This is a genomic window from Subtercola sp. RTI3 (genome assembly GCF_035018625.1).
In the GTDB taxonomy this organism is placed as follows: Bacteria; Actinomycetota; Actinomycetes; order Actinomycetales; family Microbacteriaceae; genus Subtercola; species Subtercola vilae.
Window position 1 is genome coordinate 1 of the sequence record NZ_JASJXO010000022.1, and the last position, 22,176, is coordinate 22,176.

The window sequence follows — 22,176 nt, forward strand, 5'->3', positions numbered from 1 at the left end:
AGATGTGTATAAGAGACAGCCCCTCCGCCAATCGACTCGGCAAAGTTTGCGGGTGGCGGGGCGTTACACCCGCAACTTTTACCGAATGGATTCGGGACGGAGCGGGTTTGGGGCCGAGTGAGTGGAGTCAGCGGGAGTAGCGGCTGGCGGGGCGGCCGAGGGCAAAGCGCTCCCTGAGAGTCTGAGGCCCACCAAGAGTCGCGGCCGCGGTGCTTGGTTCAGCGGGAGCGGGAGCGGGAGCGGCGGTAGCCGTAACAGCGGCAGCGAGTGCGGGCCAGTCGGGGTGGGTGAGGGCAGCGGCGAGCTGGGCAGCACTGGCGAACTCGACACCGGTGACGGTGCCTTCGTCGAGGAGGGCGAGTGCGCGGGCGACAGCGTGCGACGCGGGCCGGGCTGAGGCATCGTGGAGGCCGTCGGTGCGAGGGTCGGCTGCAGCGTCCTCGGCATCGTGGAGGCCGGTGGTGCGAGGGTCGGCGGAAGCGCCCACGGCATCGTCGGCGAGCTGAATGAGCAGGGCGGGCATCCGGTATCCAGAGTCGACAACTGCGGCGGCAGAGGAGGCGGCGGCAGCGGCAGCGGAGGCAGCAGCCAGGCGCGCAGCGAAGGCAGCGACGCTCGACGCGGCGACGACGGCAGAGCCGGCCGACGTCTGCGGAAGGTCGGGCAGCAGCAGGGCATCGGCCGAGAGCAGGAAGGCGAGCCGGGCGGGCCCGGCAGCGAACATGTCGGCGGCAGTGACGCTGACGACGATGGGCGGCTGGCCCTGCGGCGGCCGCGGCGTGATGAGCGGGCCACGCACGGTGAAGTAGGGCCCGGCGTGCGCGATGTGGTGCAGTTTGGCGCTGTCGAGGTAGCGCCCGGAGGGGGCGTCGCGGAGTTCCGCGCCGTCTTCCCATGAATCCCAGAGCTCACGCACGACGGCGACGAACTCAGCACCCTGCTCGGCGAGCTCGTCGAGTTCGAGCGGCAGAGCGGCCGGGAAGGCGGCGTCGAGCTGCGGCGATCGTGCCGCGCGCACCTCGAGCCCGGCCCGCCCACCGCTGACGAAGTCGAGCGTCGCCGCGGCCTTGGCCACGTGAAACGGTTCGGCATAGTGCGATTCGGCCGATGACAGGATGCCCGTCTGAACCGTCTTCCGCGCCAGGTACGCGGCGAGCTCGGGCCCCGCCATCGAGGCGAACCCTCCTTCAGCCACGGCCACGTACGAGAGCCCGGATTCGTCAGCCAGCCGCGCCGCCCGCACGAACCCGTCAAGCCCACCGAACGCGTCAGGCCCAGCGAACCCGTCAGGCCCAGCATGCTCGTCTGACTCAGCGGCAGGCGCACCCTCGAGCAGCGGCGCCGCGAGGCGCACACCGAGCAGGAACGGCCGCGGGCTACCGGTCATCGAGCATCCGGAGCCGCGTCATGAGCAGCAGAAGCGGCAGGAGCACCCGCAGCCCCCGCCGGCCAGGCCTCTGCCCCCACCCCCTCGAGCCACGCGCCGATCTCGGCCCCGCCGACCTGCCCCGCCACGCCCGCGAGGAACATGTCGCGCGGCGTCGCCCCGAGCCCCAGCGCAAGCTCATGTTCGTGCCCGAGGTCGGTACCGAACATGGCCGGGTCGTCGGTGTTGATGGTCACGCCCACACCGGCGGCGAGCAGCCGCGGCAGGGGGTGCGACGCCACGTCTGCCGTCACCTTGGTGCGCAGGTTCGAGGTGATACTCACGTCGAGCACGATGCCGCGCTCGACGAGCTCCTGCATGAGCGCCGGGTCATCGGCCGCGCGAATTCCGTGCCGCACCCGCGAAGCCCCGAGCAGGTCGATCGCGTCACGCACCGATTGCGGCCCGTCGTCTTCACCCGCGTGCGGAACCGACGCCAGCCCGGCATCCCGCACCACCTGGAACAGCTCGGTGTACGTGCTCGCCGGGGCCGCCCGCTCGCGCCCGCCGAGCCCGATGCCCACGATGCCGCGGTCGCGAAAGAGAATCGCGTCGTCGATGACCTGCCGGCTGAGTTCGACCGGCCGCCCGCGGTCGATGTCGGGCGTCAGCCGCACGCGCACACCGGTCTGCTCCCACGCCTCCTGAATACCGTCGGTGAACCCTTCGAACAGTTCGCGCCCCTCTATGCCGCGCAAGTAGTACTGCGACGGCGAGACGATGCCCTCGAGGTACACGGACCCGAACGACGCGGCCTCCTTCGCGTAGTCGACGACCACGCGCCGAAAGTCGTCGGCGTCGTCGAGTACGTCGGTCGTGACCGTCCACACGTCGATGAAGTGCTCGAAGTCGTCGAACTCGTAGAACGCCTCGAGCTCGGCGAGGGTCGACACCGGCAGCACCGCGTTGTTCTTCTTCGCCAGCGCCAGCAGCGTGGCCGGCCGAATGGCCCCCTCGAGGTGCACATGCAGTTCGATCTTCGGGTACCCGGATGCCCGGGCGGCTGTCTCGTCGGTCATCAGGTGTCTCCGTCGTCGTGTTGCTCTGGTTCGTCGTGCCGGGCGTCGCCGCCCGTAATGTGTTCGCGCAGGCTCTCACCGGCATACTCCGCCGGATACACTCCCATGTTCTGCAGTTCTGGCACCACCCGGTCGACGAATTCGTCGAGCCCCCCGGGCTGCCCGGGCACGCCGGGCACCACAGAGGGGTTCACCACGAACCCGTCGGAGGCGCGGCTCTGCACCCAGTGGTTGATCTGTTCGGCGACGGCCAGCGGGGTTCCGACGAAGTCGCGCCGCGCCAGCACGGTGCCGAACAGTTGCCGCACCGAGAGGTGCTCTCGTTCGCTGAGGTCGCGCCACCGGGCGATGAGGGTGCGGGCATCCCGCTCACCGTCGACACCGCCGCGCGTGTAGGCGTCGGCGACCTTCCAGTCGGGGTCGAAGCCGGGCAGCGGGCCGTCGACGTCGAAGTCGGTGAGGTCGCCGCCCCACACTTCTTCGAGGATGAACCGGGCCACGGCCGGGGTCATCTCGAGCTGCGCCCACTCGCGGGCACGCTCGTCGGCGTCGGCCTGGCTGTCGCCCAGCACGAACGCGGTGCTCGGCAGCACCTTCGGCGCCGGCCTGCCGTGGGTCGCCGCCCGCGCGGCGAGGTCGGTCAGAAACTCGCGCGACTCTGGCAGGCTGCGGCGGCCGGTGAAGATCACGTCGGCGTGGGCGGCGGCCAGGGCGCGGCCCTCGTCGGAGCCGCCGGCCTGAACGATCACCGGCTTCTCGTGGTCGCCCCAGAAGCCCCAGGTGCCTTCGAGGAAGGCTGCGGCGGCCCGGTAACGGTCGGCGTGCGCCACCATGCGCCCAGGGCGGAAGTTGGTCGAGGCCCCGACGCCGAACGTCGTGTGGCTGGTCACGACGTTCCAGCCGGCGCGGTGGCCCGAGAGCGCCTGCAGGGTCTCGAGCTGGCGGGCGACGGTATAGGGGTCGGAGAAGGTGGTGCCGATGGTGGCCACGAGACCCACCCGCGTGGTCTCGGCGGCGAGGGCGGCGAGCACGGTGAGGGAGTCGGGCTTGTCCATGATGGCGTGCTCCACCACGCGGCCTCGGTGCTCCTGCAGCCAGTTCGCCTCGGCGAGAAAGACGAAGTCGAACAGGCCGCGTTCGGCGCTCTGGGCGAAGTGCCGAAAGGCCACGAATTCGACCTGGCTGCCGAGCGGCGCCTTGCTCCACAGCGTGTAGTAGTGGTCGTTCGGGTAGAACGCGCCCAGGTGCACACGGTGCAGAGCAGGCGATGTCATAGTCACTCAGCGTAATCGAGTTGGGCGCGTGGCAGTATTGATGGTTCTGGCACGCGTGTGAAGGGTAGTAACAGATGACGGTGGCACTCTCGGTTCTCGACCTCGTGCTCACCTCGGAGGGCGACACTCCCGCAGAGACCCTCGCGAACAGCCTCGAGCTGGCCCGGGTGACCGACGCCCTGGGCTACCGGCGGTACTGGCTGGCGGAACACCACTTCTACGCGGACGGCGCCGGTGCAGCATCCTACATACTGGCTCCGCTCATTGCCGAGCGCACGAAGGCCATTCGGGTGGGTACCGCTGTGCTCGTCATCGACAACTACTCGCCCGTGCACGTGGCTGAGATCGCGGGAACCTGCGCGGCTCTCACCGGGCGGGGTTTCGACCTCGGCATCGGTCGTGGCGGCCCCTCGGCAGAGCAGGTCGCGAAGGGCCGAATCACCTCGGCGAAGCTTGCGAGCGGCGAACTGACGGCCGGCCCGACGAGTGAGTTCAGGGAGGTCGACGGGGTCACGATTCCGCCGTTCGTGACCGCCCCGTTCAATGCCGATCGCGCCGAGCTCAACGACCGGCTGCTCTCGCGCACGCCCGGTGACCCGGCCGACTTCGGTGGGCAGGTCGACGACGTTCTGGGGTTTCTCGACGGCAGCTACCAGCCGCTCGAGGGCGACACCCTCGATGTCGCACCGGCTCGCGGTGCCGACGTGGAGCTGTGGGTGCACGGCAGCACCCCCGGTATCAGCGCTGAGGTCGCGGGGCGACGAGGGCTCCGGTTCGGGGCGAACTACCACAACTTTCCTCAGCTCGTGCTCGAGACGGTGGCGGCCTACCGTGCGGCGTTCGTGCCCTCGGCTGAGCTGGCCGAACCGTACGTCGCGGTGTCGGCCGACGTGCTCGTGGCCGCGACCGACGAACTCGCCGAAGAACTCGGGGCCGGGTTTCGGCCGTGGATGTACAGCTCACGCCTCGAGTACGCGGCGCGGCCGTACCTGAGCCCCGCCAGTGCCGCGGCTTTCCCGTGGAACGACGAACGCGAGGCCATCGTGGCCGACCGCGTGGCGGCGCGCATCGTGGGGTCGCCGTCGACCGTCGTGGCACGCCTCCGAGCCCTCGCCCGGGCCACCGGGGCCGACGAATTGGTGATCACCACGAGCGCCTACGACCCTGCCGACAAGCAGGAGTCGTACCGGCTGCTCGCAGAAGCGTGGGCAGCGGAATAACCTCGCTTCCCCTGCCGTTACTTCACACATGACAACATTTGGAATCATCGGAGCAGGTAACATCGGCAGCCAAGTCGCTCGGGCAGCCATCGCGGCAGGCTATGACGTCGTGATCAGCAACTCTCGGGGCCCCGAGACCCTCGCTGATCTCGTCGCAGACCTCGGCCCGAAGGCCCGCGCGGCCACAGCGGTAGAGGCCGCCGAAGCCGCCGACATCGCCGTCGTGACCGTGCCGCTGAAGGCATACGACGCCGTTCCGGTCGAGCCTCTGGCCGGCAAGATCGTGATCGACACGAACAACTACTATTTCGAGCGCGACGGCCACATCGCCGCCCTCGACAACGGCCTCGACACCGTGAGCAGCATGCTGCAGCGGCACCTGGTGAACAGCAAGGTGGCCAAGGGCTTCAACCACATCAAATCCGACGACATCACCACCGACGGGGCTCCGGCGGGCAGCGAGAACCGCCGCGCGCTTGCCACCTCGAGCGACTTCGAGGAGGCCGCCGAGTTCGTGAACGGCTTCTACGACGCCATCGGGTTCGACACCGTGAACGTTGGGCCGCTCTCCGAGAGCTGGCGTGTCGAGCGCGACCAGCCGGCGTATGTGGTGCGCCAGAACAAGCAGGAGCTCATCGAGAACCTGACGAAGGCCACGCGCGCTACGGCGTAGTTTCTGCAGGTAGTTGTACAGTTGCCTTACTAGTTGGTACGGTGGAGGGATGATCGAGCATCCGGAACCCCCCGCCGACACGGCGGCTGCTTTCGATACCGCCGCGACGCTTACGCTTGCGTCGGAACTGCGGGTGGTTCTGGGGCAACTCATTCGGCAGGTGCGCGAGGTGGGCACGGTGGGTGACCTCACCCCATCGCAGAAGGCGGTGCTGCGGCGCCTCGAGGTCGGCGGGCCCTCGACGATGAGCACGCTGGCGCGCCTCGAGGGCGTGCGGCCCCAGTCGATGGGCGCGACGGTTGCTGTGCTCGATGCGGCCGGGCTCGTCTCAGGCTCGACCGACCCGCGCGACGGTCGAAAGACGGTCTTGTCGCTCACAGAGAGCGCTGTTCAGCAGTTCACCACAGGTCGGCTGGCGCGCGAAGACTGGCTGTTCCATGCGATGCAGACTGAACTGACAGCCACAGAACAGCAGCAGCTCGCATCGTCGATCGTGCTGCTGCGGCGGCTGCTGCGGGCCTCCTGACCCGCACCTCTCGCGCGCTTCCGCCACGCTTTTTTGACCACCGCGTCACCCAGAGAAACAGGTATCCCGTGCCGATCACCACGCTCGACCCCCGCACCGCGCTCATCGTCATCGACCTTCAAGAGGGCGTTGCCCGGCGCGAGCTCGCTCACCCCACGGCCGACGTCATTGCTTCGTGCGTGAAGCTCCTGGGTGCGTTCCGCAGCCACGAGCTGCCGGTGGTCATCGTCACGGTCGAGGGCGTGCCCTCCGGGCGAACCGACCTGAGCGCAGCCAGCGGCGCCGCCCCTTCCTTCCCTGCAGGATGGGCAGACCCCATCGCCGAACTCGACATTCAGCCCAGCGACATCCTCGTCGTCAAGCACGCCCGCAGCGCCTTCACCAACACCGGGCTCGACGAGAAGCTGCACGAACTCGGTGTGACGCAGCTCGTCATCGTCGGCATCGCCACCAGTAGCGGCGTCGAATCGACCGCCCGGCACGGCCACGAATACGGCTACAGCGTCACGCTGCCGGTCGACGCCATGACCGATGCGAGCCCGGATGCCCACCAGCACAGCATCGCCACCAGCTTTCCCCGCATCGCAGAGACCGGCAGCACTGCCGAAGTTCTGGCGTTGCTCGAAGCCGCGCGGGCGTGACCGAGCCCGGCACCGTTTCACTGGGGGGCGCCGGCGCTGCCGGCGGCCCGGGCAGTCGGGTTGGCCCCGGCGCTCCTGCTGGACTGGGCAGCTCGTCAGTTGGCAGCAAGCCGTTCGGGTGGCGCTTTCTCAGCCCGCTGCTGCTCGGTTCGAGCCTTAACCCGATCAACAGCTCGATGCTCGCGACCGGCCTGGTGGGCATCGGTGTCGACTTCCACACCGGCCCCGGCCAGACAGCCACCCTCATCTCGGTGCTCTACCTCTGCAGCGCGGTCATGCAACCCACGATGGGCAAGCTCTCGACGCTCTTCGGGCCGCGGCGCGTGTTTCTGGCGGGCATCCTCATTCTGCTGGCCGCCGGCGTCGTCGGCACGGCCGCGCCGAGCTTCGGTTTTCTGGTCGTGTCGCGTGCCCTCATCGGCATCGGCACCTCGGCCGCCTACCCCACCGCCATGTCGCTCGTGCGCAGTCGGGCCGAATCGATGGGCATGGGGGTGCCGAGCCGCGTCTTGGGCAACTTCTCAATAGCCAGCCAGGTGACCACCGTGGTGGGGCTGCCGCTTGGCGGTGTGCTCACCGGGGCGTTCGGCTGGCGAGCGCTGTTCTTCGTGAACATTCCGCTCGCCCTTGTCACACTGGTCGCCACGTATGTCGGGGTGGCGAAAGACACGCCGTCGGCGGCGCGGCCGCGAATGCGCTTGTTCACGGCGGTCGATGGGGTGGGTATCCTGCTGTTCGCCGGCACCATCACGAGCCTGCTGCTGTTTCTGTCGAACCTGGCCGCGCCGCCCTGGTGGCTGCTGCCGGTGGGCGCGGCGCTCGGCGCGCTGCTCGTGCTGTGGGAGCGCCGCAGCCCGAGCCCGCTCATCGACGTTCGCATGCTCGGCGCCAACCGGCCCCTGCAACGCACCTACCTGCGGCAGATGCTCGTGGGGCTCGGCATCTACTCGTCGCTGTACGGCACCAGCCAATGGATGGAGCAGAGCGCGCACCTGACACCCACCGCCGTGGGGCTCATCCTGCTCCCGCTCTCGGGGCTCAGTATCGTCATCGCACGGGTGGTCTCGGGCCGCGGCTGGGTGCGGGTCCCCCTGCTCGTCACCGCGGCGGCCCTGCTGCTCACCGGCGGCGTGATGCTGCTCATCACCAGCCAGTCGACGGTGCCCGTGCTCATCGGCATGACGCTGCTGCTCGGCTGCGCCAACGGCTTCAGCGGTTTCGCCAACCAGGCCGCCCTGTATGTGCAGACGACGGCCGCCGACATCGCCGTGGCGTCGGGCCTGTACCGAACGTTCTCATACATCGGCGCCATCTTCTCGTCGAGCCTGATCGGAATCGTGTTCGGCGCCTCCGCCACCGACGCGGGGTTTCACGCCCTCGCCTGGGTACTCGGGGCCATCGGGCTCGCCAGCCTGCTGCTGACCGTGCTCGATCGCCGTATTCCCGTGAATGCCAACCGCTGACCCGGCGACCCTCTGAACACGCAAACACGCGAACCCGCGATCCCGCTGATTTACGTTGCTCTCCCGGCGGTTCGGCAAGCCCTGCCGCCGCAGAACGTGCGCGGATAGTCTTCCGAACATGAGAAGCGTCGAGGGTGCAGTCGTGTTGGTCGTGGGCGCGTCGGGAGGGCTCGGGGCACGAGTCGCCGAACGGCTCGAAGCCGCGGGCGCAACCGTCATTCGAGCGGCCCGCAACCCCGCCACCCTCTCGGGGCCCGACGCCTACCTCGCCGACCTGGCCGTACCCGGCGGGGCGGCGTCGCTGCTGCTCGCAGCGGCCGCCGCGCATCCCGAACACCTCGACGGGCTCGTCATCGCGGCCGGCGCCGTGGCCTTCGGGCCGATCGATGAACTGGCCGACGACACCATCGACGCACTCTTCGCTGTGAACACCACCGCGCCCATCCGGCTCATCCGCGGGGCGATACCGCGCCTGGCAGAGTCGGCGGCGGCGGGCCGATCCCCTTTCATCGTGACGCTCAGCGGCGTGGTCGCCGAATCGCCCACCAGCGGCATGGCGGCCTACTCGGCGTCGAAAGCCGGCCTGTGGGCGTTCGTGCAGGCGGCGTCGCGCGAGCTGCGGCGGTCGGGCATCCGGCTGCTGGATGCCCGACCGGGGCACACCGAGACAACCCTCTCGGCGCATCCGCTTGCCGGTGCCGCACCCGCCTTCGCCCCGGGGCTCGACCCCGATGCCGTCGCCGACCGCATCGTGGCCGCCATTCTGGCCGACGAGAAAGACCTGCCGAGCACCGCGTTCTGAGCTTCGCCTACACCGACGTGCCGGGGTTCAGAATGCCGCGCGGGTCGAACAGCGCCCTGATGCCGCGCATCAGCCGGTGCGCCTCTGGGCCCACCTCGCGCTCGACCCACGCCGCCTTGAGACGGCCGATTCCGTGCTCGGCGGTGAGGGTTCCGCCGAGCCGCAGGGCCAGCGCGAAGATCTCGTCGGCCGCGGCCTGCACGTGAGCGGGAATCTCGGTGGCCGCGAACCCCGGCGGAATGACGATGATCGGGTGTAGGTTGCCGTCGCCGGCGTGCGCGAACTGGTAGATCTCGATGCCCGTGCGCTCCGAGATCTCGGTGACCGCCTCGAACGCCTCGGCCAGCCGCGAGCGCGGCACCGCGATGTCTTCGATCAGCACGCGCCCACGCGCCTCGATCGCCGGCAGGGCGTCGCGCCGAGCTGCGGCGAGCGCCAGAGCGAGTGCTGCATCGGCGCTGACTTCGACCGAGAGCGCGCTCTGCCGAAGCGACTCGGCCACCACCTCGATCTCGGCAATTGCTCCGAAACCGTCGGTCTGCACCAGTAGAAAAGCGGCTCCGCGGGTGGCGTGGTCGGTGCCGCGCAGGTCGTCGATCGCCGCAAGCGTGCGCCCGTCGACCAGTTCGACGACGGCCGGGCGCACCCCGAGAGTGGCGAGGAGAACGGATGCCCTGGCCGCCGCATCAACCGACGAGAAGTATGCCGCCGCTGTGGCCTGCCCCTTCGGGCGCGGAAGCAGTCGCACGGTCGCCCCCACCACCACGCCGAGCGTTCCCTCCGATCCCACGAACAGCGCAGTGAGGTCGTACCCCGTGACGCCCTTCACCGTGTCGCGGCCGGTGTGCACGACGGTTCCGTCGGCGAGCACCACGTCGAGCGCCAGCACCGCATCGCGGGTGACGCCGTACTTCGCGCCGCGCAGGCCGCCCGCGTTGGTGGCGATGTTGCCGCCGATCGTGCTGATCGCCACGCTGCCCGGGTCGGGGGCGTAGAAGAGGCCGTGACCGGCGGCCGCGCGGTCGAGGTCTGCTGTGATGACGCCGGGCTCGACGCGGGCGAGGCCGTCGACCGGGCTGATCTCGACGATGCGGTTCATCGAGGCGAGGTCGAGCACGATCGCGGTGCTGCCGGCGGTCGCGCCACCGGCGAGGCCGGAGCCGGCGCCGCGGGTGACGACGGGCACGCGGTGGCGGTGAGCCACGGTGAGGGTGTGCACGACGTCGGCAACGGTGTGAGCGTAGACGACGACAGAGGGCAGGCCCGCCTGTCGGGTGCCCGAGCGGTCGGCGCCGGCCGCTGCGGTGTGTTCGTCGGTGGTCGACCAGGTTGCGACGCCGGCGGTCAGCTCGGCGAGCCAGGCAGCGGGTTCGGTGGGAGTGACCCCGCTGACGATGCCCGCCGGTGCTGCAGCGCCGCTCACTCGCCTGTCGCGACCGGGCGGCCGGGAGTGTTCGACCACGCAGACCACGATCCGGGGTAGAGGGCGGGCGAGAAACCCGCGAGGGTGAGGGCGACGGCATCGGCCGCGGCGGTGACGCCCGAGCCGCAGTAGACGCCCACGGGGGCGTCCGGTCGCACCCCGATCGACTCGAAGTGGGCCCGCAACTGATCCGCCGGCAAGAACCGCCCCGACGCGTCGACATTGGCGGTGGCCGGAGCATTGAGGGCACCCGGAATGTGGCCCGCCCGCGGGTCGATGGGCTCGACCTCGCCCCGAAAACGTTCGGGGGCACGGGCATCCAGCAGCACACCCGTTTCAGAGAACGCCGCGGCCTGGTCGATGTCGAGCGTCGGCAGCGAGCCGTACTCCAGGGTCACGCTGCCCGGCGAGACGGCCACTTCGCCCTGTTCGAGCGCGAAACCGGTGCCGGTCCAGGCCCGCAGCGAGCCGTCGAGCAGGCGCACGTCGGCCAGCCCCGCGTTGCGGAGCAGCCACCACGCCCTGGCCGATGAAAAGTTCTTGAGATCGTCGTAGACCACGACGGTGTCGCCGGGGTCGATGCCCCACGAGCGGGCGGCGGCCTGAAGATCGGCGATGGCGGGCACCGGATGCCGGCCCTCCGCCTTCTCGCCGTGACCGGCCAGCTCGGAGTCGAGATCGACATAGACCGCCGTGGGGATGTGACCCTCGAGATAGAGCGGCTTGCCGGCCGGGCCACCCAGCTTCCAGCGTACGTCGAGCACGGTGAGGGGCGAACCCGAATCGATGAGCGTCTTCAGATCGTCGGCAGTGATCAGTACAGACACGGCAGCAGCTTTCTCGTGTGAAGAAGGTGTTTCTGGGGTGACCCGATGCTCTCACAGGGTGCGGCGGCGAAGCGGGATGCCCGGCCACACAGCTCAACACGTGGTCACACAGCTGCACATATCGACACGGTGCGTCATTTTCGGCCCGTGCGCCGCAGCGAGGGCCCACACTCGGCACTACGCGCCCACTCAGGGGAGGAGAACGGTGACGAACGCAGACGAAAATAGCCCACCGAACGAACAACCCGAGACACGCGGTTTCGCGGTCTACGTCGGTATCGACGAGTTCAGAGCCCTCGCCGACGGCACCACGCTGGTCGAGATGGCGGCCGAGCTGAAAGCACTCGTGCACCGCATCGCGCCGAGCGCCGAGACCTTCGCGTCGATCGCCGTGGCGCCGAGCGATGCCGGCGGGCGCGACCTCGACGTGGTCAAGAGCGCGACGCGGCACGTCGACGAGTCGCCGGTCGCCGGCGGCGCGGGCGGCGGCGCGGGCGGCGTCGGCCGCGGGGCGCCGGGCCTCGGCAGCAGCCGCAGCGCAGGCGAGCAGTCGACCACCGTCATCGACCTGTCACGGCGACGCATCGTCATCGGCACCCAGGTGACCACCCTCACGGCCTCGGAATTCGATCTGCTGCGCACGCTCGTCGAGAACGAAGGGCAGCCCGTGGGCCGTCGCGCGCTCGTACACGAGCTCTCCTCCAGCGACACCGACGACAGCCCCAACTTTCGAACCATCGACGTTCACGTTCGGCGACTGCGGGTCAAACTCGGAACCGAGGCCGACCTGGTGCGCACGGTGCACGGCGTCGGCTACGTCTTCAACCGCGGCTCGAACGTGCTCGTGCGGCACCCGAACGGCGTGAGCCGCTGAGGCGCGCGCTGCTCACCGTCTCTGAGGCGGGCGCCACTCAGTGCCCCTGAGGTGGGCGCCACGGAGTGCTCCTGAGGCAGGCGCCACTGAGTGCCGCTGAGGCGTGCGCTGCTCAGTGTGTGTGGCCGGCGGCCTGCTCCTCAGTGAATTTGAACGCCAGACGGCCGTGCGCGAACCCGCCGCCAGCCCTGATTGCGGTGGCGACCCATGCGGCCTCGGCGAGTTCCTTCTCCGTGGCGCCTGCTGCGGCGGCATTCTTCGAGTGAGCTTCGATGCAGTAGACGCACTGCGTGGTGATGCCCACCGCGACGGCAATGAGCTCGCGCACCTTCAGCGACAGCTCGGGGCCCTCGGGCGCGAACACGGCGGCGTTGAAGTCGTTGAACGTCTTCAACATGTCGGGCGTCTCCTGCTTGTACACGCGGGTGAACTGCTTGTCGTTCGGGTCGAGGTAGTGAGACATCGGGTCACTGCTTTCTGGGTCGGTCGTTCTGGTGGGTCGTTGTACGCGCATCGGTGCGCGAATGGGTGCGCAAACCGTCGCCGCACTCCACAGTCAACCCCGGTCGGGCCCCGGCATTCCTGTTGTGACCATCTGTGTCGCCAGCATGTCTGCAGGCACCTCTCGCCGGGCTGCTCCCCCGCTGCCGCCAGTCGTTGTTCGCAACACCGGAATAGCCACCCCTAACCCGTCGTTGCCGACACCATGACCTCTCGCGCTCAGACCACGCCCGAAACCGTCCGCATCACGGTACTCGGCGGTCCAACCGTTCTGATCGAGTACGGCGGGCTCCGCTTTCTGACCGACCCCACCTTCGACCCACCCCAGTCGTATCCGGGTGACTTCACCAAAACGACGGCGTCAACGCGGGCTCCGGATGCTCTCGGGCACATCGACGCAGTGCTGCTGTCACACGATGAACACATCGACAACCTCGACCTGGCCGGCCTCGCGTTCCTGCCCCGGGTGCCGGTCACCCTCACCACTCCCTCCGCGGCGGAACGACTCGGCACCCCCTCATCCCCTCTCGGCGCGGACACCCCGACCTCCTCATCGGTGACGGCACAGGGATTGAGCCCGTGGCAGTCAGTCGAACTCCCGCGCCCCGCCGGCGGCACCGTCACGGTCACGGCCGCGCCCGCCCTGCACGGCCCTCCCGGAGCCGACCTGGTCGTCGGCGAGGTCACCGGCTTCCTCCTCGCCGGCGACGCCCTGCCCACCGTCTACATCAGCGGCGACAACGCCTCCCTCGACCTCGTGCGCGAGATCGCCCATCGCGCAGGGCCCATCGACACCGCCGTGCTCTTCGCCGGGGCCGTGCGCCGCCCGGTGCTCGACGGCGCCCTTCTCACCCTCGACGCCGCCGATGCGGCAGAGGCGGCACAGATCCTGGATGCCCGCCGCATCGTTCTGGCGCACGTCGACGGCTGGGCGCACTTCACCGAAGGCACCGCAGCCACCATCGCCGCCTTCACCGCTGCCGGCCTCACCGACCGCCTGCAGCTCTAACCGCGGAATCCACTCGGCGAAGTTTGTGGGTGGCGGCCGCTCGCACCCGCAAACTTCGCCGACTCGATCCTGAAGTGAGGAGGTGGAGAGGTGGGGACGTGGCGGGCGCGACCGGGGATGGCGTCGAGGAGCGCACGAGTGTAGGGGCTCTGCGGTGAGGTGAACACGTCAGCCGTCGCACCCTGCTCGACTACGGCGCCGCGATTGAGCACGGCGACCCGGTGGGCGATCTGCGCCACCACGGCGAGGTCGTGCGAAATGAAGAGGTAGCTCACGCCGAGCTCGTTCTGCAGCGAGGCGAGCAGGGTCAGAATCTGCTCCTGCACCGAGACGTCGAGCGCCGAGACGGGCTCGTCGAGAAACACGAGGTCGGGTTTCACCGAGAGCGCCCGAGCAATGGCGACGCGCTGCCTCTGCCCGCCCGAGAGTTCGAAGGGTCGCCGATCGGCGAACGCCGCCGGCAGTGCAACCTGGTCGAGCAGCTCCCGCAGCCGGGCCCGCCGCGAGACCCGGTCGCCGATGCCGAACGAGACCAGCGGCTCGATGATCGACTGGCCCACCGTGAATTTCGGATCGAGCGACGAGTACGGGTTCTGATGCACCAGCTGAAAGCGCTGCCGCAGGGGCCGCAGCTCGCTCCAGCGAGTGTCGGTGATGTCGGTGCCGTCGAACAGCACTCGGCCCGCAGTGGGCTTCTCGAGGCCGAGCGCCACCCGCAGCGTGGTGGTCTTGCCCGAACCCGACTCCCCCACCAGAGCGAGGGTCTGGCCCGTCGGCACGTCGAGCGTCACAGAGTCGATCGCCCGAAACGTGCGCTCCCCGTCGGGCGAGCGAGGCAGCCGGTAGTCCTTCGAGACGCTCACGATCGACAGGATCGGCGCCGGCGAGGCAGCAGCCTCCAACGGCACGGCAGCCCCCCGCCGCGCAGCAGACCCGACCGGCGCAGCACTCCCCGCCGCGTGCCGAACCTTCACCCGCCCATCCGGCGCCAACCCCGGCGCCGCAGCGATCAGCCGCCGCGTGTACTCCTCCGCCGGCGACACCAGAATGTCGGCGGGCCGCCCCTGCTCCACCACCCGCCCGCCCTGCATGACGAGCACCCGGTCGGCCCGGTCGGCCGCCACCCCGAGGTCGTGCGTGATGATCAGCAGAGAGATTCCCCGGGAGGCCACCAGCGACGCGAGGTGGTCGAGAATGCGCTTCTGCACGGTCACATCGAGGGCGGTGGTGGGCTCGTCGGCCACGATGAGCTGCGGACGCCCCGCGAGCGCACTGGCGATCAGCACCCGCTGGCGCATCCCGCCTGACAGCTCGTGCGGATACTGCCTGGCCCGCAGCACCACGTTGTCGAGCCCCGCCGCCTCGAGCGCTTCGAGCACCTCGGCGTTCACCGACCGTTTGGGCACGCCGCCGCGCCGCCGCACCGCCTCGGCGACCTGCGGCCCGACCCGCAGCGTGGGGTTCAGCGCCACCATCGGGTCTTGCGGCACCAGCCCGATCACGCGGCCCCGGATGCCCCGCAGCACCCTTTGCGACGCACGAGTGGTGTCGACGCCACCCACGCGGATCGTGCCGCCCGTCACCCGCCCGCCCGCCGCAAGCAGCCCGAGCAGGGCGTTCGCTGTGGTGCTCTTGCCCGAACCCGACTCCCCCACGATCGCCACCGTCTCACCGGGGGCGATGCGAAGCGACAGGTCGGTGACGGCGGCAGAGCTCCGCCCCTCGCGGCTGTACGTCACCGAGAGAGAGGTGATCTCAACAAGGGGGGTGGTCATCGTTGCAGCTCCTCGAGCGATTTCGAAATGTGGTTGAGGCTGAACACGACGAGGCCCACGAACAGGCCGGGCAGGAGGCTCAACCACGGTGAGGTGATGAGAAAGTTGCGACCGTTCGAGATGAGCGTGCCCCACTCCGCTGCTGGTGGCGCGGCACCGAAACCGAGAAAGCTGAGCGCGGAGATGGCGAGAATGGCGACCCCGAAGTCGAGCACCGCGAGCACGAAGACCGGGCCCCAGGAGTTCGGCAGGATGTGCCGCAACAGTACGCGCGCCCACGACGCTCCGCCGGTGCGCGCGGCCTCGATGTAGGGCAGGTTCTTCACCTTCAGCACTTCGGCCCGGGTGATGCGGGCAAAGCCCGGAATGATGCCCACGGCGACGGCGATCGAGATGGGAACGGTGCCGAACCCGAGGGCCGTCACGATCACGAGCGCGAGCAGCAGACGCGGAATCGCCAGCATCACGTCGACCAGCCGCATCAGAACCAGGTCGACCCAGCCGCCCAGAAACCCGGTGACGACGCCGAGCGCGAGGCCCACCACGACCGCGATGGCCACGGCGGCCAGCGTCGCCTGAATGGTGAGCGTCGAGCCATAGAGCACCCGGGTGAACAGGTCGCGGCCGATCTCGTCGGTGCCGAACAGGTGGGTGAGGCTCGGCGCCTTCAGCTTGTCGGCCGGAGCCGTGGCGTACGGGTCGAAGTGCGTGAAGAGCGCGGGGAAGGCCGCCGACACGATGACGAACAGCACGAGCAGAATCGCGACGACCAGCCCCGGGCGGCGGAGCACACGGCGGGCGCCGTACCGCAGCCGCTCACGGCGTGCGTTCTGAAGGGGCGGGCGCCGGTCATCCTGCTCGCGGTTCTCGCCCGATTCGCCCGGGTCGCCCGGTCGGCCCCGGTGCGCGGGCGCGAATGTCTCGAGCTCGGCCTGCTCGAGGCTGGAGCTCAGTGCGGTGTCGATCGCCATGGTCTTCTCCTGAATGTCGTGCGGTCAGATCACGCTGTGACCGCGCACGATGCGCGGGTCGAGCAATGGATAGATGAGGTCGATGATGAGGTTGATACTCACGAACAGGGCCGCCGCGATGACGACGATCGCCTGCACCACCGGCACGTCTTGCTGCAGCACCGACTCCTGGGCGAGTTTGCCGATGCCGTTGCGGGTGAAGATCGTCTCGGCCACCACCGCCTCGGCGAGCGCCGACCCGAGCAGCAGCCCGAGCAGGGTGATGGCCGGCAGTGCCGCGTTTCGGAAGGCGTGCCGCCACTGGATGCCCGAACGAGAGAGCCCCTTCGCCCGCGCCGTCACCACGTACGGTTCGTCGAGCGCATCTTCGAGGCTGCGCGTCAGCACCTGCGCCAGCAGGGCTGCCGTGGGAATCGCCATCATCACCGCCGGAAGCACCACCGAGGCCGCACCACTGTCGCCGCTCGCAGGAAACCACTTCAGCTGAAACGCAAAGACCTGAATCAGCAGCAGCCCCACGAAGAACGGCGGCAGTGACACCCCGATGGCGGGCAGCCGGGAGAGCACGGTGCGCAGCCACCCCACCTTCGCGAACACCGCGAGCGAGGCCGTGCCCACGCCGAGCACGATGGTCAGCAGAACGGCCGAGGCCCCCAGCACCAGCGTCGACGGCAGCCGTTGGGCCAACAGCTGCGCCACCGGAACGTTCTTCGTGATCGACTCACCGAAGTTGCCCCGCACGAACTCGAACAGTTGGTTGACGTACTGCAGGTACACCGGCTGGTCGAGGCCGTACTGGTGTTTCAGCGCGGCCAGCTGGTCGGGCGAGATCTGAGTGACATCGATGTTGCCCGCCGCCAGCAGCAGCTGCACCGGGTCGCTGGGCAGCAGGTAGAGCACAACGAAGGTGACCGTGTACGCCGCCCACAGTACGAGCACCGCCTGCAGAACCCGGCCTGAGATGTATCGAGCGAACACGGTCACCCTTCCTTACTGCTCGAGCCAGATGTCGTTCGCGCGGAGGAAGGCCTCCGACGTGAACGCGAATCCGTGCACTGTGTTCGAGACCCCGGCGATCTGAACCCGCTCGAAGATCGGGAACGCAGAACCCGTCGAGATGAGCTTCGACTGGAGGGCGGCGTACGCCGTACCCCTGGCCGTGTCATCCGGTGTCTCGAGACCCGTGGCGAACAGCGCGCTGATACTCGCCCCCGTTGCAGCGTCTTGGCTGTTCACGGCCGACGCCTGCTTCGAACTCGACTGGTCGAGCGACGAACCGAGCACACTCGGGTCGGCGCGGGTCAGGTAGGTGCCCGTCAGGTCGTAGTCGCCCGCGGCGAGCTTCTGCGTGTTCTGCGCCGCCGTCACCACGTCGAGTGAGAGGTTGATGCCCACCTGCTTCAGCTGGTCTTGCAGCAACTGTTCACCCGCGCCACTCACCGTGAGCGGGTAGTGCAGGGTCAGCTCCTGGCCGGCCTTGTAGCGGAAGCCGTCGGCGCCCACGGCCCAGCCGGCGGTGTCGAGCAGCTTCTTCGCGCCGTCGGGATCGTAGGCCAGCAGCTTCGACTCGTCGGTGGCGAACGGCGTCGTCGAGTCGACCACGCTCGTCACGACCGGGTAGTCGGCCCAGAAGATCGTCGACGCGTAGGTTGTTCGATCGATCGACTTCTGCAGCGCATTCCGCACGTCCGCGTCGGCGAGCGGCCCACCCTTCGTCACATTCGGCACGAGGATGCTCGAGATACCGGGCAGCGCACGAGACTCGATCACGTCGCCGGCGGCCGTGATCACCTGCTGGTCGGCGTCGCTGATGGGCTGGCGTGGCCACGCCACGTCGATCGTTCCCGCGGTGAGCTCACCGTTTCGAACGCTGTCTTCTTTGATGTACGTGACGTCGATCGCGTCGAGGTAGGCGGCGCCCTGGTTCGTCACCAGGCCCGACGGCCAGGCGTAGTCGGCCCGCTTCGTCAGGTGCGCCGACTTCGCGGCGGTGTAGTTGTCGAGCGTGAACGCGCCCGACCCGACGACGGCCCCGGCGCAGCGCGCCTCGGGGGTCTGCTGGTAGGTCGCCGGCGCCTCGATGGCAAGGGTGGTCGTCGAGGTCGCCTGCAGGAACGCCGCGTTCGGCTTCGTGAAGTCGACCTGCACGTGGGTGGGGTCGACGACCGTCGTCGAGCCGTAGCCCGCGAGGTACGTGAGCCCCAGAATCGACTTCGGGCCGAGCGCGAAAGTGCCATCGAGGGCTGTCTTCACCGCGGTGGCGTCGAACTTCTCGCCGTTGCTGAACGTCACGCCGTCGCGCAGGGTGAAGGTGTACTGGGTCGAATCGGCATTGATGCTCCACGCCGTCGCCAGCCACGGCACGATCTTTCCGCTGTCGGGATCTTGGTCGGTCAGCGAGTCGGCGATCTGGCGGTCGATCGAGCGCGACTCGATCCAGTACACCTGGTTCGGATCGATGCAGCCCTGCTGGTCATCCCAGAACGCCACCTTCAGGGTGCCGCCCGAAACGGGGGTCGCGGAGTCGGTACTCGCGCCCGGGGTTCCGGATGCCGCACCGGCGCAGCCCGTCACGACCAGCGCCAGGGCGACGCCGGCCCCTGCAAGAGCGGCGGCTCGGTGCCGAAAGTGTCTGTGGTTCGTCATTGCGGTGTTCCTCTGGTGAAGTCGGGTGAATGTAGGCGTGTGAGTGGGCAGTCGTGTGGGTGTGCCGTCGGCGGGTGTGCATTCGTGTGAGGGGTGGGGCCGATCAGCGATCAGCGGCGTACGTCGCCAGCACCCGGCGCCCCGCGATGAGCAGCGCCGCATCGTCTTGCGGCGGGTGCACGCGCGACGACAGCACATCACGCAGGTGGCGTTCGAGCGGATTGTGCCGGGTGAGCCCCGGGTTGCCGATGGCGGCGACTGCGGCCTCGACCGCGGTGATCGCCGAGCGGGTCGCGAGGAGCTTCGCCACAAGGGCCCGTGCACTGGCCTGCTGATCGCCCTCATCGATGCGCCGGGCGAGCCCGAACAGCACCTCCTCGGCCTGAACCAGTTGCGTCTCGATCTCGCCCGCGACACTCTGGATGCGTTCGGTGGTTGCGATCGGCCGGCCGAGAGAGGTGGGGATGCGCTCGGACGCGAACTTCGTGAAGAACTCCTGCGCGGCACGGGCCACACCGACGTAGAGCGCGCTCACCGCGAGACCGCTCGCGCCTCCCGCCCCCGCCCCCGCCTCAGGCGACAGTTTCGACTTCGGCGTGCCCCGAAAATTCTCGAACGGAATGTGCACATCGGTGTAGATCACGTCATGCGTGCTGGTCGCCCGCTGGCCGAGGTGATCCCAGGTTCGAACGATCTCGACACCCCGCGCGGTACCGGGCACGATGGCGTGCGCGAGCAGCGGGTCGTCGTCTTCGGTCGCGACCCAGACCAGGTGGTACGCCAGACCCTCGGAGCCCGTCGCGAACCCCTTGTGTCCATTGATCACCCAGCCCGATTCGGTGCGGCGAATCTTGGTGGCCGGAATGCCGCCGCGCGCCGGCGCACCCCACTCGGGTTCGGCCCGGATGGCGTTCAGCAGCACAGCGTTGGTCGCCGAATCAGCGACCACTTTCTCGTAGAGCTCCTCGGGCCACCACGGCGCCGCCGCTTGGTGCACGTGCTGAAAGATGGTCATCGCGGCGATCAGCGCCACCGACGGATCGCCCTTGCCGAGCGCCTCGAACAGGCGAACCAGGTCGGTGCTCGACGGCGGGTCTCCGCCATACCGCGCGGCCACGCCGACGGTCAGCAGCCCCGCTTCGTGCAGAACCCGAATGCCGTCCCAGGGGAACTCGGCCGAACGGTCGTACTTTTCGGCGGTCAGCGCGAGCCGCGCCGTCACCGCGGCGAGTGCCGCATCAGAGAGGTCGGCGACAGGCAGGCGGAAGGCGGGCGGGTGAAAGGTGGGCGGGCTGTCGCCAGGCCCTACCTCGCCGGGCCTGGCCTCGCCGGGCCTGGCCTCGCCGGGCCTGGCCTCGCCGGGCCTGGCCTCGCCGGGCCTGGCCTCGCCGGGCCTGACCTCGCCAGCCCGGCCGACAGCATCCACTCGCTGCACGATGGTGTCGGTCATGCCGAGACCCGGCCGATGCTGTTCTCGGCGTAGGCGCCGAGGTGCTCGGCCTGCAGCAAGCCCTTCTGACCGGTGCGTTCGCGGTGCGCGAGCTCTTCACGCACCAGCGGAATGACGTACCCGCCGTAGTCGACGGCGTCGTTGAAGTTGTCGTAGCCCCTGATCGAGATGAGGTCGGCGCCGAGGTCGACGTAGTCGAGAATCGCGGCCGCCACCGTCTCGGGTGTTCCGACCAGGGCAGTGGATGCCCCCGCCGCCCCCGTGGCGGTTGCCGTCGGGGTCCACAGGGCACGGTCGTGCAGGTCGCCGCCAGCCGCGATGTCGAGCAGGCGCTGCGAGCCCACGTTCGCCGGGGCCTGGCCGTTGTTCTTGCGCTGGCGCCAGAGCGTCGCGGCCCCTGAGCGCTCCTGCAGGGTCGACAGAACGTGGTGCGCCTTCTCCCACGCCAGCTCCTCGGTGGGGGCGATGATGGGCCGAAACGTCACCCACGTGCGAGGCGTGTCACTGCGGCCGGCGAGACGGGACTGGGCAGCGACGCGGTCGATCTGCTCCTGCGTCTCTTTCAGCGGCTCGCCCCAGAGACCGAAGATGTCGCCGAGCGCGCCGCCCACCCGGTACGCGTCGTCTGACGAGCCGCCCACCGAGATGGGAATCGTGCCATTCGTCGGCCGCACCACCGAGACGAAGTCTTCGAACGAGTAGTAGGTGCCCGTGTGGCTGAACGGTTCGGTGTTCGCCCACACCTTTCGGAGAATCTGGATGTACTCCTCCTGCCGCGCGTACCGTTCGACCTTGTTCAGGCGGTCGCCCTCCCTGGCCTGCTCGGCGTCGCTGCCGCCCGCAATGAAGTGCACCACCGCTCGGCCGCCCGACAGCTGATCGAGTGTGGCGAGGGCCTTCGCGGCCACCGTCGGGTAGATCGTGTTCGGCCGCAGCGCCACGATGGGCTTCAACTTCTCGGTGTGCTGCGTGACGGCCGCGGCGATGATGAACGGGTCGTGCCCCGGCGAGCCGTAGGGCACCAGTGTGTAGTCGAAACCGCCGTCTTCGAGAACGCGGGCGTAGCGCTTCAGATACGACGGGTCGAGCGTCGGGTCGGCGAGCCCGTTCAGTTCGTTCGAACGGTTGACGTTGATGGCACTGATGAATTCGACGGTCATGGTGAGACTCCTTGACGAGGTGAATGAGCGAATCAGGAGGGGTGGGAGGTGTGGGAGGTGCGCGAATCAGAGCAGGCGGGCGCCACGGAATGAACCGTCGACGGCAGAGCCCGAACAGACGGTCGGGCGACGAACGCTCAGTGAGCGGAACGAACAGCCGGCGGGAAGACCGCGCTCAGACGAGAGAGGTTACGGGCAGCGTGCGCTGCGCTGGAGAAAGAGAACTCAGCGGGTGCGACAGAGACATCGGGCGTTGACCGCCCGTGCATCGGCTACCGCAGGCATTCGACCGAACCCAGCCGCCGTCGACAACGCGGCAGTGCGGTTGTCGATACGAGCGGTCATGGTCGATGTCTCTCTGTGAGGGGCCAGTGGGCTGTGCGGTGATGTCGAATCTAGCGGGCTGCCGGGGCCCGTGGGGCCGCGTGACAGGTTGTGTCGATGTGTGTCTGGTTGTGTTGGCGCAACTGTTGACCGGGCCGAAATCTGCGTGAAA

Annotated in this window: 20 protein-coding genes; 8 read left to right on the plus strand and 12 right to left on the minus strand. The window is 69.0% G+C overall.

Going from position 1 to position 22,176, the window contains the following annotated elements; translation table 11 throughout:
- Positions 1 to 127: 127 nt before the first annotated feature.
- The 3 genes from QN358_RS09965 to QN358_RS09975 are packed head-to-tail and all read right to left on the minus strand — an operon-like array spanning position 128 to position 3,719.
- Positions 128 to 1,387, minus strand: coding sequence for an LLM class flavin-dependent oxidoreductase (locus tag QN358_RS09965; RefSeq protein ID WP_323512241.1), 1,260 nt, complete (start codon positions 1,385 to 1,387; stop codon positions 128 to 130).
- On the minus strand, positions 1,384 to 2,445 hold the full coding sequence (add, locus tag QN358_RS09970) for an adenosine deaminase (protein ID WP_323512242.1): 1,062 nt from the start codon (positions 2,443 to 2,445) through the stop codon (positions 1,384 to 1,386). The genes QN358_RS09965 and add overlap by 4 nt, the downstream gene beginning before the upstream one ends.
- Entirely contained in the window at positions 2,445 to 3,719 is a 1,275-nt protein-coding gene (locus tag QN358_RS09975; protein ID WP_323512243.1) for an LLM class flavin-dependent oxidoreductase, read from the minus strand. Before QN358_RS09975 ends, add begins: the two co-directional genes overlap by 1 nt.
- A 74-nt stretch (positions 3,720 to 3,793) precedes the next feature.
- On the opposite strand from QN358_RS09975, the gene QN358_RS09980 reads away from it, so the two are divergent.
- From QN358_RS09980 to QN358_RS10005, 6 genes are all read left to right on the plus strand, one after another.
- Positions 3,794 to 4,939 (plus strand): LLM class flavin-dependent oxidoreductase, encoded by a 1,146-nt coding sequence (locus QN358_RS09980; RefSeq protein ID WP_136642540.1) that lies wholly within the window; start codon positions 3,794 to 3,796, stop codon positions 4,937 to 4,939.
- A 28-nt stretch (positions 4,940 to 4,967) separates the two neighbouring features.
- The gene (locus tag QN358_RS09985) at positions 4,968 to 5,612 is read left to right on the plus strand and encodes an NADPH-dependent F420 reductase (RefSeq protein WP_136642541.1); all 645 of its coding nucleotides are present in this window, start codon (positions 4,968 to 4,970) and stop codon (positions 5,610 to 5,612) included.
- 49 nt (positions 5,613 to 5,661) lie between these two features.
- Positions 5,662 to 6,138, plus strand: coding sequence for a MarR family winged helix-turn-helix transcriptional regulator (locus QN358_RS09990; RefSeq protein ID WP_136642542.1), 477 nt, complete (start codon positions 5,662 to 5,664; stop codon positions 6,136 to 6,138).
- Positions 6,139 to 6,206: 68 nt separating this feature from the next.
- Positions 6,207 to 6,779 carry a cysteine hydrolase family protein gene (locus tag QN358_RS09995; protein WP_136642543.1) on the plus strand — a complete coding sequence of 191 codons (573 nt, stop codon included), beginning with the start codon at positions 6,207 to 6,209 and terminating at the stop codon, positions 6,777 to 6,779.
- Complete coding sequence (locus QN358_RS10000) at positions 6,776 to 8,242, plus strand: MFS transporter (protein WP_323512244.1); 1,467 nt, start codon at positions 6,776 to 6,778, stop codon at positions 8,240 to 8,242. The genes QN358_RS09995 and QN358_RS10000 overlap by 4 nt, the downstream gene beginning before the upstream one ends.
- A gap of 118 nt (positions 8,243 to 8,360) precedes the next feature.
- Positions 8,361 to 9,044, plus strand: coding sequence for an SDR family NAD(P)-dependent oxidoreductase (locus QN358_RS10005; protein WP_136642544.1), 684 nt, complete (start codon positions 8,361 to 8,363; stop codon positions 9,042 to 9,044).
- Between the two features lie 7 nt (positions 9,045 to 9,051).
- Here QN358_RS10005 and QN358_RS10010 read toward each other — a convergent pair whose 3' ends face one another.
- A complete protein-coding gene (locus QN358_RS10010; protein ID WP_201799302.1) occupies positions 9,052 to 10,506 on the minus strand; it encodes an FAD-binding oxidoreductase in 1,455 nt (484 codons plus the stop codon).
- Positions 10,464 to 11,285 (minus strand): sulfurtransferase, encoded by an 822-nt coding sequence (locus tag QN358_RS10015; protein ID WP_237280403.1) that lies wholly within the window; start codon positions 11,283 to 11,285, stop codon positions 10,464 to 10,466. The genes QN358_RS10010 and QN358_RS10015 overlap by 43 nt, the downstream gene beginning before the upstream one ends.
- Before the next feature lie 214 nt (positions 11,286 to 11,499).
- On the opposite strand from QN358_RS10015, the gene QN358_RS10020 reads away from it, so the two are divergent.
- Positions 11,500 to 12,168, plus strand: a complete 669-nt coding sequence (locus QN358_RS10020) for a winged helix-turn-helix domain-containing protein (protein WP_136642546.1) — start codon at positions 11,500 to 11,502, stop codon at positions 12,166 to 12,168.
- A 112-nt stretch (positions 12,169 to 12,280) separates the two neighbouring features.
- Here the strand turns inward: QN358_RS10020 and QN358_RS10025 are convergent, their stop codons facing one another.
- On the minus strand, positions 12,281 to 12,631 hold the full coding sequence (locus QN358_RS10025; RefSeq protein WP_136642547.1) for a carboxymuconolactone decarboxylase family protein: 351 nt from the start codon (positions 12,629 to 12,631) through the stop codon (positions 12,281 to 12,283).
- Between the two features lie 243 nt (positions 12,632 to 12,874).
- On the opposite strand from QN358_RS10025, the gene QN358_RS10030 reads away from it, so the two are divergent.
- Entirely contained in the window at positions 12,875 to 13,678 is an 804-nt protein-coding gene (locus QN358_RS10030) for an MBL fold metallo-hydrolase (protein ID WP_323512245.1), read from the plus strand.
- On the opposite strand, the gene QN358_RS10035 is transcribed toward QN358_RS10030, so the two are convergent.
- The 6 genes from QN358_RS10035 to QN358_RS10060 all read right to left on the minus strand — a co-directional run bounded on the left by QN358_RS10035 (position 13,675) and on the right by QN358_RS10060 (position 21,680).
- Positions 13,675 to 15,453, minus strand: coding sequence for an ABC transporter ATP-binding protein (locus QN358_RS10035; protein WP_323512246.1), 1,779 nt, complete (start codon positions 15,451 to 15,453; stop codon positions 13,675 to 13,677). The genes QN358_RS10030 and QN358_RS10035 overlap by 4 nt on opposite strands.
- Positions 15,450 to 16,424 carry an ABC transporter permease gene (locus QN358_RS10040; protein ID WP_323512247.1) on the minus strand — a complete coding sequence of 325 codons (975 nt, stop codon included), beginning with the start codon at positions 16,422 to 16,424 and terminating at the stop codon, positions 15,450 to 15,452. Before QN358_RS10040 ends, QN358_RS10035 begins: the two co-directional genes overlap by 4 nt.
- Positions 16,425 to 16,448: 24 nt before the next feature.
- Positions 16,449 to 17,402 carry an ABC transporter permease gene (locus QN358_RS10045; RefSeq protein WP_323512248.1) on the minus strand — a complete coding sequence of 318 codons (954 nt, stop codon included), beginning with the start codon at positions 17,400 to 17,402 and terminating at the stop codon, positions 16,449 to 16,451.
- A gap of 12 nt (positions 17,403 to 17,414) precedes the next feature.
- On the minus strand, positions 17,415 to 19,070 hold the full coding sequence (locus QN358_RS10050) for an ABC transporter substrate-binding protein (RefSeq protein ID WP_323512249.1): 1,656 nt from the start codon (positions 19,068 to 19,070) through the stop codon (positions 17,415 to 17,417).
- A gap of 103 nt (positions 19,071 to 19,173) precedes the next feature.
- Positions 19,174 to 20,520, minus strand: coding sequence for an acyl-CoA dehydrogenase family protein (locus QN358_RS10055; protein ID WP_323512250.1), 1,347 nt, complete (start codon positions 20,518 to 20,520; stop codon positions 19,174 to 19,176).
- Complete coding sequence (locus tag QN358_RS10060) at positions 20,517 to 21,680, minus strand: LLM class flavin-dependent oxidoreductase (protein WP_323512251.1); 1,164 nt, start codon at positions 21,678 to 21,680, stop codon at positions 20,517 to 20,519. The genes QN358_RS10055 and QN358_RS10060 overlap by 4 nt, the downstream gene beginning before the upstream one ends.
- Positions 21,681 to 22,176 lie beyond the last annotated feature (496 nt).

Bases quoted from the DNA above. Each gene is read 5' to 3' on its own strand.
- QN358_RS09980 (WP_136642540.1), top strand. From the start codon at position 3,794: ATGACGGTGGCACTCTCGGTTCTCGACCTCGTGCTCACCTCGGAGGGC.
- QN358_RS10035 (WP_323512246.1), bottom strand. From the start codon at position 15,453: ATGACCACCCCCCTTGTTGAGATCACCTCTCTCTCGGTGACGTACAGC.
- QN358_RS09990 (WP_136642542.1), top strand. From the start codon at position 5,662: ATGATCGAGCATCCGGAACCCCCCGCCGACACGGCGGCTGCTTTCGAT.
- QN358_RS10025 (WP_136642547.1), bottom strand. From the start codon at position 12,631: ATGTCTCACTACCTCGACCCGAACGACAAGCAGTTCACCCGCGTGTAC.
- QN358_RS10050 (WP_323512249.1), bottom strand. From the start codon at position 19,070: ATGACGAACCACAGACACTTTCGGCACCGAGCCGCCGCTCTTGCAGGG.
- add (WP_323512242.1), bottom strand. From the start codon at position 2,445: ATGACCGACGAGACAGCCGCCCGGGCATCCGGGTACCCGAAGATCGAA.
- QN358_RS10040 (WP_323512247.1), bottom strand. From the start codon at position 16,424: ATGGCGATCGACACCGCACTGAGCTCCAGCCTCGAGCAGGCCGAGCTC.
- QN358_RS09985 (WP_136642541.1), top strand. From the start codon at position 4,968: ATGACAACATTTGGAATCATCGGAGCAGGTAACATCGGCAGCCAAGTC.
- QN358_RS10005 (WP_136642544.1), top strand. From the start codon at position 8,361: ATGAGAAGCGTCGAGGGTGCAGTCGTGTTGGTCGTGGGCGCGTCGGGA.
- QN358_RS10030 (WP_323512245.1), top strand. From the start codon at position 12,875: ATGACCTCTCGCGCTCAGACCACGCCCGAAACCGTCCGCATCACGGTA.
- QN358_RS09975 (WP_323512243.1), bottom strand. From the start codon at position 3,719: ATGACATCGCCTGCTCTGCACCGTGTGCACCTGGGCGCGTTCTACCCG.
- QN358_RS10055 (WP_323512250.1), bottom strand. From the start codon at position 20,520: ATGACCGACACCATCGTGCAGCGAGTGGATGCTGTCGGCCGGGCTGGC.
- QN358_RS10060 (WP_323512251.1), bottom strand. From the start codon at position 21,680: ATGACCGTCGAATTCATCAGTGCCATCAACGTCAACCGTTCGAACGAA.
- QN358_RS09965 (WP_323512241.1), bottom strand. From the start codon at position 1,387: ATGACCGGTAGCCCGCGGCCGTTCCTGCTCGGTGTGCGCCTCGCGGCG.